Annotated in this window: 9 protein-coding genes; all 9 read right to left on the bottom strand. The window is 64.3% G+C overall.

What is annotated here, in order from left to right:
- Positions 1–241: 241 nt before the first annotated feature.
- Positions 242–934 carry an ABC transporter ATP-binding protein gene (locus tag ACLNGM_RS15510; RefSeq protein ID WP_416355631.1) on the bottom strand — a complete coding sequence of 231 codons (693 nt, stop codon included), beginning with the start codon at positions 932–934 and terminating at the stop codon, positions 242–244.
- Positions 931–2,163 (bottom strand): lipoprotein-releasing ABC transporter permease subunit, encoded by a 1,233-nt coding sequence (locus tag ACLNGM_RS15505; protein WP_416358459.1) that lies wholly within the window; start codon positions 2,161–2,163, stop codon positions 931–933. The genes ACLNGM_RS15510 and ACLNGM_RS15505 overlap by 4 nt, the downstream gene beginning before the upstream one ends.
- An 80-nt stretch (positions 2,164–2,243) precedes the next feature.
- Positions 2,244–3,566, bottom strand: a complete 1,323-nt coding sequence (gene proS / locus ACLNGM_RS15500) for a proline--tRNA ligase (RefSeq protein WP_416355630.1) — start codon at positions 3,564–3,566, stop codon at positions 2,244–2,246.
- 400 nt (positions 3,567–3,966) lie between these two features.
- Positions 3,967–4,233 (bottom strand): DUF1467 family protein, encoded by a 267-nt coding sequence (locus ACLNGM_RS15495; RefSeq protein ID WP_416355629.1) that lies wholly within the window; start codon positions 4,231–4,233, stop codon positions 3,967–3,969.
- A 94-nt stretch (positions 4,234–4,327) separates the two neighbouring features.
- Positions 4,328–5,995, bottom strand: a complete 1,668-nt coding sequence (locus ACLNGM_RS15490) for a ribonuclease J (RefSeq protein ID WP_416355628.1) — start codon at positions 5,993–5,995, stop codon at positions 4,328–4,330.
- A gap of 89 nt (positions 5,996–6,084) precedes the next feature.
- A complete protein-coding gene (locus tag ACLNGM_RS15485; protein WP_416355627.1) occupies positions 6,085–6,855 on the bottom strand; it encodes a biotin--[acetyl-CoA-carboxylase] ligase in 771 nt (256 codons plus the stop codon).
- 7 nt (positions 6,856–6,862) lie between these two features.
- Complete coding sequence (gene nuoN / locus ACLNGM_RS15480; RefSeq protein ID WP_416355626.1) at positions 6,863–8,308, bottom strand: NADH-quinone oxidoreductase subunit NuoN; 1,446 nt, start codon at positions 8,306–8,308, stop codon at positions 6,863–6,865.
- A 20-nt stretch (positions 8,309–8,328) separates the two neighbouring features.
- Entirely contained in the window at positions 8,329–9,840 is a 1,512-nt protein-coding gene (locus ACLNGM_RS15475; RefSeq protein ID WP_090959382.1) for an NADH-quinone oxidoreductase subunit M, read from the bottom strand.
- The gene (gene nuoL, locus ACLNGM_RS15470) at positions 9,840–11,819 is read right to left on the bottom strand and encodes an NADH-quinone oxidoreductase subunit L (protein WP_416355625.1); all 1,980 of its coding nucleotides are present in this window, start codon (positions 11,817–11,819) and stop codon (positions 9,840–9,842) included. The genes ACLNGM_RS15475 and nuoL overlap by 1 nt, the downstream gene beginning before the upstream one ends.
- Between the last annotated feature and the right edge of the window lie 10 nt (positions 11,820–11,829).

Raw genomic sequence — 11,829 nt, 5'->3', positions numbered from 1 at the left:
GTTGCGGCGGGAAAACCGGTTCTATCGATGGGGAGAACGAAGCTGAAGCGTCGCGCTTTGCCCTCGTCAGTCATTTACGAGCACACGGACATTCGGAGACCGGCAGTGCCATAGAGACCTTCTCGCGTCCCGAGGCGTTGAGGGATAGGTCTTCCGGTAACCGTGCGCGTCCCTATGGGTTCGCGGTCGCCCACTGGCCGCTTCGAACCATCCAGCCCGGACGAGCTAACCAGATCGCTGCCTAGACCAGCACGTGGTCTATGATCTTGCCGTCACGAAGAGTGATCGCCCGATCCATTCGCTTGGCCAGGTCGTGGTTGTGCGTGGCGATCAAAGCTGCGACGCCGGATTGGCGTACGAGTGCCGTCATGGCGTCGAAGACGTAGTTCGACGTCGACGGGTCGAGGTTGCCGGTCGGCTCGTCGGCGAGCAGGACGTAAGGGTTGTTAGCGACGGCGCGCGCGATGGCGACGCGCTGCTGCTCGCCGCCGGACAGCTCCGCCGGACGGTGGGTCACCCGTTGACCAAGACGCATGTATTCGAGGAGCATTCGGGCTCGGTCGGCCGCGACCTTGCGCGGCAGACCGCGGATCATCTGCGGCAGCATCACGTTCTCCAGCGCCGAGAACTCCGGCAGGAGATGGTGAAACTGGTAGACGAAACCGATCGATGACCGGCGCATGTCGGTCCGCCCGGCATCGTCGAGACCTGCACAGGACGTGCCGTTGACGAAGACGTCACCCCCGTCAGGCTTCTCGAGAAGACCGGCAATGTGGAGCAGCGTCGACTTGCCCGCACCCGACGGCGCCACAAGCGCAACCATTTCGCCTGCACGGATTTCCATGTCGGCGTGGTCGAGGATCGTCAGGCGGGACTCGCCCTGAACGTAGTGTCGCTCGACCTGCGCCAGGCGAAGTGAGGTATTCGTGCTCATTCGTAGCGCAGGGCCTCGACGGGATCGAGCTTCGATGCCTGCCAGGACGGGAAGATCGTCGCGAGGAAGGACAGGCCGATGGCCATCGCGACCACCGTGACGACTTCGCTCCCGTCGATCTCGGCCGGCAGGCGGGACAGGAAATAGAACTCCGGATTGAACAACGTGGTGCCGGAGACCCAGGAGAAGAACTGCCGGAGGTTCTCGATGTTCAGGCAGAACAGGGTCCCGAGCACAAAGCCCGCGAGCGTACCAGCAACGCCGATCGACGCGCCGGTGATCAGGAAGACGCGCATAATCGAGCCGCGCGTCGCGCCCATGGTCCGCATGATGGCGATGTCGCGGCCCTTGTCCTTCACGAGCATGAAGAGACCGGAGATGATGTTCAGCGCAGCGACCAGAACGATCAGCGTCAGGATGATGAACATGACGTTCCGCTCGACCTCGAGCGCCGAGAAGAAGCTCTCGTTCATGCGCTGCCATGTCACGGTGTAGTTCGGACGCCCTGCGGCCTGCTCGATCGGCCCCTGCAGGGACACGACCTGATCTGGATCGTTCAGGAAGATCTCGATCGACTGCGCCTTGTCCTCGGAATTGAAGAAAAGCTGGGCCTCGCTCAGCGGCATGTAGATGTAGGACGCGTCGTACTCCGACAGGCCGATCTCGAAGACCGCGACCACCGGATAGGCCTTCACGCGCGGCGTGACGCCGAGCGGCGTGACGTCTCCCTCCGGCGAAACCAACGTGATCGAATCTCCGAGTCCAAGGCCGAGGGACTGGGCCAGTCGCGAGCCGATCGCCACGCCTTGGCTGGTGTCGAAGTGGTCGATTGAGCCCAGCTGGATATTGCCGGCGACGGGTGTCAGCTTCTGGAGGTCGGCGCCCCGGACTCCCTTCACGAGCGCGCCCGTCGACGCCGTGCCGGAGCCCGAGCCCGTTGCCAGGACCTGCCCCTGGACGAGCGGCATCGTGTAGGCGACGCCGGGCACGGCAGATATGCGTTTGGCGACTTCGTCGAAATCCGTCAGCGGACTATCGATCGGCTGCATGATGACATGGCCGTTGACGCCGAGGATGCGCGTCAGGAGTTCGCCCCGGAAGCCGTTCATCACCGACATGACGATGATGAGCGCCGCAACGCCCAGCATGATGCCGATGAAGGAGAAGCCGGCGATCACCGACACACCCGCATCGCGGCGGCGCGAGCGCAGATAGCGCCCGGCGATCATCCACTCGAAACGGGAGAACGGGCGGGTCTTGCCCGCCGCTTGCCCGCCGTGGACGGCGTCTTCCAGGGTCTCGGCCGACGTCACGCGGACAGACGCGCCAAGATGTCGCCGACCGGCAGCGTCTCGCGCTCGCCGCTCGCACGATGCTTGATCTCGACCTCGCCTGCCTTCGCCCCGCGCGGACCGACGATCACCTGCACGGGCAGGCCGATAAGATCCATCGTCGCGAACTTCGCTCCGGCGCGCGTGTCCTCGTCGTCGTAGAGGACGTCGTGCCCGGCCGCCTGAAGTTCGGCGTAAAGACGGTCACAAACCGCATCGCAGTCCGCATCGCCCGGCTTCATGTTGACGAGGCCGACGTCGAACGGCGAAACGCCCTTCGGCCAGATGATGCCGTTCTCGTCGTGGCTCGCCTCGATGATCGCCGCGATCAGGCGGCTTGGACCGATACCGTAGGAACCCATCTGCACGGGTACTTCCTTGCCGTCCGGACCTGTGACGGTAGCGCCCATCGGCTCGGAATACTTGGTGCCGAAGTGGAAGATGTGTCCGACCTCGATGCCGCGCGCGGCGAGGCGATCGCCCTCGGCGACGGCGTTCCACGCGCTCTCGTCGTGCATCTCCTCGGTCGCGGCGTAAGGCGTCGTCCACTGCTGGACGATCGAGGCGAGCTGGGCGGCGTCGCCGAAGTCGATCCCCTCGCCCGGCACCGCCATATCGAGGTAGTCCCGATGACAGAACACCTCGCTCTCGCCGGTCGACGCGAGAATGATGAACTCGTGGGAGAGTTCGCCGCCGATCGGGCCCGTGTCGGCACGCATCGGGATCGCCTTCAGGCCCATGCGCGCGAAGGTGCGAAGATAGGCCACGAACATGCGGTCGTAGGCGGTCTTGGACGATTCGTAGTCGATGTCGAAGGAATAGGCGTCCTTCATCAGAAACTCGCGCGAGCGCATCACACCGAAACGCGGGCGCACCTCGTCGCGGAACTTCCACTGGATGTGGTAGAGGTTCAGCGGCAGGTCCTTGTAGGAGCGCACGTAGGACCGGAAGATATCGGTGACCATCTCCTCGTTGGTCGGGCCGAACAGGAGGTCGCGCTCGTGCCGGTCCTGGATGCGCAGCATCTCCTTGCCGTAGTCGTCGTAACGTCCGCTCTCGCGCCAGAGTTCGGCCGACTGAATGGTCGGCATCAGAAGCTCGACCGCGCCCGAGCGGTCTTGCTCCTCGCGGATGATCTTCGTCACCTTGTCGAGCACCCGCTTGCCGAGCGGCAGGAACGAGTAGAGCCCCGCTGCCTGCTGGCGGATCATGCCCGCCCGCAGCATCAGCCGGTGCGACACGATCTCGGCTTCCTTCGGGGTTTCCTTGAGGATCGGCAGGAAGTAGCGGGACAGGCGCATGGAAACTCGTGCGGTTCGCGTTCGGACTTGTGACGTGTCGTCAGCAAGCTCTTAACCACTCGCCGAAAGCTTGGGAAGCGAAGCGCGGAACGGACAAGCCGCAGCGCAGGATTGATGCAAGGTCGGCGCAGATAGGAATTTGCCGAAAACACAGGCAGCGTGACGAAAAACTGTCACAAAAGTCGGAATTCGAGTCGACAAGGCTCGGGATTCGCCGATAGATACTCACCGTCAAGAGAAACGCCCGAGGGGCGCAGATCGCTTGGTTCAGTCATGGGAGGACGTGGTTTCCGGCGCGCGAGAAGCGCCGCCCCGGTCTCGACACCGGAGCGGAACCCGGACCAGGCACCTTGAAATGCGAAGCGAAAGCTTCGCATTTTTTTTTGTGGGACCGTTCGGCTCAGGTTCCGGGGACGATGTGCGGGAACGACCCCGGTCCGATGCCCCAGACTTCCGTCACGAGATAGAACAGCGCGAACACCGCAGTCGCTAGCAGTGTATTGTGGAATGCGACCCGCGCCACGCTGAAGCGTGCGGGAGCGCTGTGCGTGGTGCCGAGCACCACTTCGCCTTCGTCCGCCTGCGAGCGCATGCGGATCGGAAGGACGATGAAAAGCACGGTCCACCAGATCACGAAGTAGATGGCGACCGAGGTCAGGATCCCCATGATGCTCCTCCAGCCTTTGTCAGGCCGCACGGAGGTCCGGGCGCCTTCCCGGACCTCACCTTACGCAGGGATGCGGCGTGAGCGAGGCGCGACGTCAGCCGCGAGTCACGAAAACCGTCACCGCCGGCTTCTTGCCCCAGACATCGTAGGCCTCGCCGCGCACCGCGCGGCGAACCGCCTCGCGCACGAGTTCGAGATCCTTGCGACGCCCGCGTGGAATGCTCTCGACGGCACCGGCGGCAGCCTCCATCAGGACGTCGACGAACTCTTCGCCTTCCTCGTCCTTCTCCGGCAAACCCATCGCGACGACTTCGGGGTCGATGTCGAGTTCCAGCTTCTCGTCGAGCTCGACCAGAACCGAGACGTGGCCCGCAAACGACAGGCGCCGGCGCTCGCCGATGCCCATCTGCTCAGCGGTCCCCACGAGGTGACCGTCCTTGTAGATGCGTCCGAACGGCACGTCGTCGATCACGGTCGCCGCGCCCGGCGCCAGCCGGAGCAGCTTGCCGTTTCGGATCGTCACGACCTCCGGCACGCCGAGTTCGCGTGCGAGGCCCGCGTGGGCCATGAGATGCGCGGCCTCTCCATGCGCCGGTACGGCGATCTTCGGGCGAACCCACTCGTACATCTGCCGCAACTCGCTGCGGCGCGGATGGCCGGAGACGTGCACGAGCTGGTCGTGATCCTCGATCACGCGCACACCGCGCTCGATCAGGGCGTTCTTGATGTCGAGTATCGCCTTCTCGTTGCCCGGGATCGAGCGCGAGGAGAAGATCACCGTGTCGCCCTTCGACAGCGCCACGGTCGGGTGCTCGTCGCGCGCCAGCTTGGCGAGTGCGGCGCGCGGCTCGCCCTGGCTTCCCGTGAGGACGATCACGGCCTTGTCGCTCGGGAGGTAGCCGAAATCCTGCTCGCTCACGAACGGCGCAATGCCTTCGAGGTAGCCGAGTTCTTCCGCCACATCGGCGACGCGCTTCATCGAGCGCCCCAGCAGAAGAACCTGCCGGTCGGCCTCGGCCGCCGCCTTCGCGATCGAACGCACACGGCCGACATTCGACGAGAAGGTCGTGATCGCCACGCGACCCTTCGCCTCGCGGATGATTTGCGACAGCGACTGCGTCACGTCCTGCTCGCTGGGCGAAACACCCTCGCGCATCGCATTGGTCGAATCGCAGACGAGCGCAAGCACGCCCTCGTCGCCGATCTGGCGAAGGCGCGTCTCATCGGTCGGGTCACCGAGGGCCGGCGTCGCGTCGATCTTCCAGTCGCCGGTATGAAGAACCGTACCGGCGGGTGTCCGGATCGCAAGCGCGACCGGCTCCGGGATCGAATGCGTCACGTTGATGGCCTCGATCGAGAACGGCCCGATATCGAAACGGTCCCCGGCCCGGAAAATCTCGAGCGGCACCTTGGGCGCGCCGGGCTCGCCTTCCCGCTTTGCCTGAAGCAGAGCCGCAGTGAAGGGAGTTGCGTAGACCGGGGCCTTAAGCCGGGGCCAAAGGGTAAGCACGGCACCGTAGTGATCTTCGTGAGCGTGGGTAATGATGATCGCCTTCAGGCGATCCAGCCGTGCCTCGATGAAGGACAAGTCGGGCATCACGAGGTCGATTCCGGGGAACTCAGGCCCGGCAAACGAGACGCCGCAGTCGATCGCGATCCATTCGCGCTGGCCGGGAGGGCCGTAGCCGTAGAGGCCGAAGTTCATTCCAATTTCGCCGATGCCGCCGAGCGGCACGAAAACCAGTTCGTTCAATGTCGTCATTCTTTCGTTCTTGGCATGCCTCAGCATGCAGCCTTTCCGTCGTTCATCAGCCGGGGGTCGCCCGGAATCGGTTTTGGCGTGAGCTGTGCTCAAACGCCTGCGGTCTGGCGGAGGAAGAAGAGATCCCCTGCCGAAAAGTGTCGACGCTCGCCGTTCGGCAGTCCGAGAACGAGGCGGCCGCCCTCGTCGAGATCCACGAAAATCCCTTCCACCGACGATCCATCGGGAAGGTTGACACGGCACATCTCGCCGCGGCCCACCGAGTGACGGAGCCACTGCGCCCTCACCTCGTGAAACTGGCGACCCGCGTCCCACAATTCCAGTGCCGCCTCGACGCCTGCGGCGACATGCTCGAAAACCGTCGGCAGATCGCCTCGATATCCGGCGTCTCGGAGACTGGTCACGGAATAGGGCGTATTGCCTGCCCCCGTCGCAACGTTGACGCCGCAACCAATGGCGACCGCTCGACGCTCACCGTCGCAGCGCTCGCTCTCCAGGAGAATACCGACCGCTTTCGCGCCACTGAGCAGGATGTCGTTCGGCCATTTGATGCCCACCAGCGCGGGATCGATCCCGGGAAGCCGAGCCAGACCGTTGCGGACGCCTAGGGCCACCACCAGCGGAAGATCGACGACATGCTGGTCGCTCGACGGATCGACGATCAGAAGCGTGGCGAACAGATTGCCGCGCTCGGAGAGCCAGGACCGTCCGCGACGTCCACGACCCGCCGACTGGCGGGCCGCCGTGATCCAGAGGGGACCGGGATCGCCTGCTCGAGCGGCCTCAAGCGCGACGGCATTGGTCGAGCCGACTTCGTCGAGCGCGAGATGACGCCGCGAGCGATGAGGTCGGCCGGCCATTCGCCCGTCAGAAGAAGGTTTGGGCCGCTGCCGCGGCGGCCGTGAACAGCGGACCCGCGAGAACGATGTAGGCGGGGAAGATGAAGATCGTCGCGGCGCCCGCCACGAGCTTCAGCTCCATGCTCATCGGCTCGAAACCGGCGAGCGGCTCGTCGAACCACATCACCTTTACGATCCGCAGATAGTAGAACAGGCCGATCGTCGATGCGATCACGCCGATCACCGCCAGCGGCACAAGCCCCGCGCCGACCGCGGCGATGAAGACGTAGTACTTGCCCCAGAAGCCGAGCAGCGGAGGCAGGCCCGCCAGCGACAGCATCAGCACCGTCATTGCCAGCGCCATCATCGGGTTCGTGCGCGACAGGCCGGCGAGCTCGTAGACATCCTCCACCATGCCGTCGCGGCGACGCATCGCGAGAATCAGAGCGAAGGTTCCGAGCGTCATGGTGACGTAGGTCGCCATGTAGATCAGGACGCCCTGGACGCCCGCCTCGGTGCCGGCCGCAAGACCGACAAGCACGTAGCCCATGTGGCCGATCGACGAGTAGGCCATCAGGCGCTTGATGTTGCGCTGACCGATCGCGGCGAAGGAGCCAAACAGCATCGACGCGATCGACAGGAACACGACGACCTGCTGCCAGTCCGGCGTCATCGGTCCGAAGCTCTGGACCGTGAATCGGGTGAGAAGCGCTACCGCCGCAACCTTCGGCGCACCAGCCAGCAGCGCCGTCACCGGCGTCGGCGCGCCCTCGTAAACGTCGGGCGTCCACATGTGGAACGGCACGGCCGAAATCTTGAAGGCAAGGCCAGCCAGCACGAAGACGAGACCGACGATCAGGCCGAGCGATCGGGCGCCGTCCTGCGCGACGGCCTCGGCGATCGCACGGAACTCGATTTGGCCCGTGAAGCCGTAGACGAGCGACGCGCCGTAGAGGAGCATGCCCGACGAGAGCGCGCCAAGGACGAAGTATTTCAGGCCCGCCTCGGTCGACTTGACGTGGTCGCGGTGGATCGCGGCGATCACGTAGATCGCGAGCGACTGGAGCTCGAGACCCATGTAGAGCGCGATCAGGTCGCCTGCGGAGACCATGACCAGCATGCCCGTCGTGCAGAGCACGATGAGAACCGGAAGCTCGAAATTGGCGAAGCGCTCGCGCTCCGCGTAGCCGGTCGACATCAGCACCGCAGCCGCCGCACCGATCAGCACCAGAGCCTTCATGAAGCGAGCGAACGGGTCGAGGATGATCGAGCCGCCGAACGCTAGGCCGGTTGGCGTGGCGAACAGCAGCCAAACCAGTGCGAAGAGCAACGTTCCAACCGTCAGTGACGTCACCAGCCTGGCGCTCTTCTCGCCGAGGAACGTCCCGACCATCAACAGGCCCATCGCACCGACGCTGAGGATCAGCTCGGGGCCGACGATGGGGAGGCTTTGCGCCACGAATTGCGAAAACATCGGTTCGCCCTGCCCGTTCTTTAGTTCTGGATCGAGGCGACGCTGGACGCGGCCTCGATAGCGGCCGTGTAGCTCGACAGGAGCTGATCTACGGATGCCGTCGTCACGTTGAAGACCGGCATCGGATAGACGCCGAAGAAGACCGTCAGCACAGCTAGCGGATAGAGCAGCGCCTTCTCGCGTGGCGTCAGGTCGAGGATCGACTTGAGGTTGTCCTTGTCGAGCGCCCCGAGAATGACGCGGCGGAAGAGCCAAAGCGCATAGGCCGCCGACAGGATGACGCCCGTCGCCGCGAAGATCGCGACCCAAGAGTTCACGCGGAACACGCCCATCAGCGTCATGAACTCGCCGACGAAGCCCGACGTGCCCGGCAAGCCGACATTGCCCATCGTGAAAAGAAGCATCATGGCGGCGTAGGCCGGCATGCGGTTCACGAGGCCGCCATAAGCGGCGATATCGCGGGTGTGCATGCGGTCGTAGACGACCCCGACGCACAGGAACAGCGCGCCCGAGATCAGCCCGTGGCTGAGCATCTGGAAGATGGCGCCCTGAACGCCCTGCTCATTGGCCGCGAAAATGCCCATGGTGACGAAGCCCATGTGCGCGACGGACGAGTAGGCGATCAGCTTCTTGATGTCCTCCTGCATCAGCGCAACCAGCGAGGTGTAGATGATGGCGACGACCGACAGCACGAAGACGAACGGCGCGAAGTCGGCCGATGCCAACGGGAACATCGGAAGCGAGAAGCGCAGGAAGCCGTAGCCGCCGAGCTTCAGAAGGATGCCCGCGAGGATCACGGAGCCGGCCGTCGGTGCCTCGACGTGCGCGTCGGGTAGCCAGGTGTGGACCGGCCACATCGGCATCTTCACCGCGAACGAGGCGAAGAAGGCGATCCAGAGCCACGTCTGCATCGACGCCGGGAACTGGTAGGCGAGGAGCTCCGGAATCGAAGTCGTGCCGGCGGTCCAGTACATCGCCATGATCGCGACGAGCATGAGGACCGAACCGAGGAACGTGTAGAGGAAGAACTTGTAGGACGCGTAGACGCGCCGCTTACCGCCCCAGACGCCAATGATCAGGAACATCGGGATGAGGGAGCCCTCGAAGAAGAGGTAGAACAGCACGATATCGAGCGCGCAGAAGACGCCGACGACCAGCGTCTCGAGTACGAGAAACGCGATCATGTATTCCTTCACCCGAACCGTGATCGCGTCACGGCTGGCAAGGATGCAGATCGGCATCAGGAAGGTCGTCAGGATGACGAACAGCATGGAGATGCCGTCGACGCCCATCCGGTAGGCGATGCCCCCGGTCAGCCACTCAGCTTCCTCGACGAACTGGAAACCGGCGACGGACTTGTCGAAGCCGATCCAGATGAACAGCGAAAGCAGGAAAGTGAAGACCGAGACGAGCAGCGCGACATTGCGGATGTTGCGGCGCGCCAGCTCGGAGTCGTCCCGTGTGAACAGGATGATCAGCACGCCGACCAGCGGCGCGAAGGTGATGGTCGATAGGATCGGCCAGCCGGACATCAGCGCATTCCCCCGAACATCATGAAGGTGACGAGCGCCGCGACGCCGATCAGCATGACGAAGGCATAGTGGTAGAGATAGCCGGTCTGCAGGCGGACGACCCAGCCGGTCACGTCGAGAGCGCGGGCCGAGATGCCGTCCGGGCCGAGGCGATCGATGACCGCGACGTCACCCTTCTTCCACAGGAAGCGGCCGAGCCACTTGGCCGAGCGCACGAACAGGACGTCGTAGAGTTCGTCGAAGTACCACTTGTTGAGGAGGAACTTGTAGAGGCCCGGATTGCGCGCCGCCATCTGCGCGGGGCGCTGCGGCTGCCGGATGTAGAAGATGTAGGCGACCAGGAAGCCGAGAACCATCGCGATGGTCGGCGACCAGACGACCAGCGCCGGGACCTCGTGGGCCTCGTGCAGGATGTGGTTCTCCGGGCCGGCGAAGAGAGCCGTATGCCAGAAGGTCTCGTAGCTGTCGCCTAGGAAGAACGGATAGAAGACGATACCGGCGAGCAGCGCTCCGGCCGACAGGATGAACAACGGCGTCGTCATCACGGGCGGCGACTCGTGCACGTGGTGCATGACCTCGTGGCTCGCGCGAGGCTTCCCGTGGAAGGTCAGGAAGACGAGGCGCCAGGAGTAGAAGCTCGTGAGCGCCGCCGCGATGACCGTCATCATGTAGCCGTACATGGCGAAGGCGTTTTCGCCCGCGAACGCGCTCTCGATGATCGCGTCCTTTGAATAGTAGCCGGCCGTGAACGGGAAGCCGGTCAGCGCCAGCGTGCCGATCATCATCGTCCAGTAGGTGATCGGGATGTGCTTCCGCAGGCCGCCCATGTGACGCATGTCCTGCTCGCCGTCGACCGCATGGATCACCGAGCCGGCGCCGAGGAATAGGAGCGCCTTGAAGAAGGCGTGGGTGAACAGGTGGAAGATCGCGGCCCCGTAGGCTCCGACGCCGAGGGCGACGAACATGTAGCCGAGCTGGGAACAGGTTGAATAGGCGATCACGCGCTTGATGTCGTTCTGCACGAGGCCGATCGTGGCCGCGAAGAACGCCGTTGTCGCGCCGATGAACGTGACGAAGGTCAGCGCGGAATGGCTGAGTTCGAATACCGGGGACAGCCGGGCGAGCATGAAGACGCCGGCGGTGACCATCGTCGCCGCGTGGATCAGCGCCGACACCGGGGTCGGGCCTTCCATCGCGTCGGGCAGCCAGGTGTGCAGGCCGATCTGCGCGGATTTCCCCATCGCGCCCATGAAGAGCAGAAGGCAGATGGCGGTCATCGCGCCAGCGGCGGGCAGCGAGTAACCGGCGAAGTTGAGGATTGGAGCGGCAGCGTTGGCGGCCGCCTCCCCGCCTTCGGGATAGATCGTCCCGACCATTTGGCCGGCGCCGGCGAAGATCGTGTCTAGGTTGGCGGATCCGAACACCATGAACAGGCCGAAGATACCGAGGAGAAAGCCGAAGTCGCCGACGCGGTTGACGACGAAGGCCTTCATCGCCGCGGCGTTGGCCGAGGGCTTCTGATACCAGAAGCCGATCAGAAGATAGGACGCGAGGCCGACGCCTTCCCAGCCGAAGAACATCTGAACGAGGTTGTCGGCGGTCACCAGCGTGAGCATCGCGAAGGTGAAGAGCGACAGGTAGGCGAAGAAGCGCGGGCGCGAGTCGTCGTGGTGCATGTACCCGATCGAGTACACATGCACGAGCGCCGACACCGTGTTGACGACGACCAGCATGACAAGCGTCAGGCGGTCGATCCGCAGCTGCCAGGAGATATCGAGCGTGCCGGCCTTCATCCACTGAAGGACCTGCACGTGCTGCGTCTCGCCGCTGAACGACAGGAAGCCGATCCAGGACAGGAGCGCCGCCGCGATCAGGAGACCGCTAGTGACGTATTCCGAGGCCTTGGCGCCGATGCGGTTGCCGAACAGGCCGGCGACGATGAAGCCGACGAGCGGCAGAAGGACGATCAGGGTATACATCGCCGCGCGC

It is taken from the genome of Aureimonas phyllosphaerae (genome assembly GCF_047943035.1).
GTDB lineage: Bacteria > Pseudomonadota > Alphaproteobacteria > Rhizobiales > Rhizobiaceae > Aureimonas > Aureimonas phyllosphaerae.
The sequence above is the reverse complement of the archived record's forward strand: the minus strand, read 5'-3'. Positions and strand labels throughout refer to the sequence as shown.

Bases quoted from the DNA above. Each gene is read 5' to 3' on its own strand.
- ACLNGM_RS15510 (WP_416355631.1), bottom strand. From the start codon at position 934: ATGAGCACGAATACCTCACTTCGCCTGGCGCAGGTCGAGCGACACTAC.
- ACLNGM_RS15505 (WP_416358459.1), bottom strand. From the start codon at position 2,163: ATGATCGCCGGGCGCTATCTGCGCTCGCGCCGCCGCGATGCGGGTGTG.
- proS (WP_416355630.1), bottom strand. From the start codon at position 3,566: ATGCGCCTGTCCCGCTACTTCCTGCCGATCCTCAAGGAAACCCCGAAG.
- ACLNGM_RS15495 (WP_416355629.1), bottom strand. From the start codon at position 4,233: ATGGGGATCCTGACCTCGGTCGCCATCTACTTCGTGATCTGGTGGACC.
- ACLNGM_RS15490 (WP_416355628.1), bottom strand. From the start codon at position 5,995: ATGACGACATTGAACGAACTGGTTTTCGTGCCGCTCGGCGGCATCGGC.
- ACLNGM_RS15485 (WP_416355627.1), bottom strand. From the start codon at position 6,855: ATGGCCGGCCGACCTCATCGCTCGCGGCGTCATCTCGCGCTCGACGAA.
- nuoN (WP_416355626.1), bottom strand. From the start codon at position 8,308: ATGTTTTCGCAATTCGTGGCGCAAAGCCTCCCCATCGTCGGCCCCGAG.
- ACLNGM_RS15475 (WP_090959382.1), bottom strand. From the start codon at position 9,840: ATGTCCGGCTGGCCGATCCTATCGACCATCACCTTCGCGCCGCTGGTC.
- nuoL (WP_416355625.1), bottom strand. From the start codon at position 11,819: ATGTATACCCTGATCGTCCTTCTGCCGCTCGTCGGCTTCATCGTCGCC.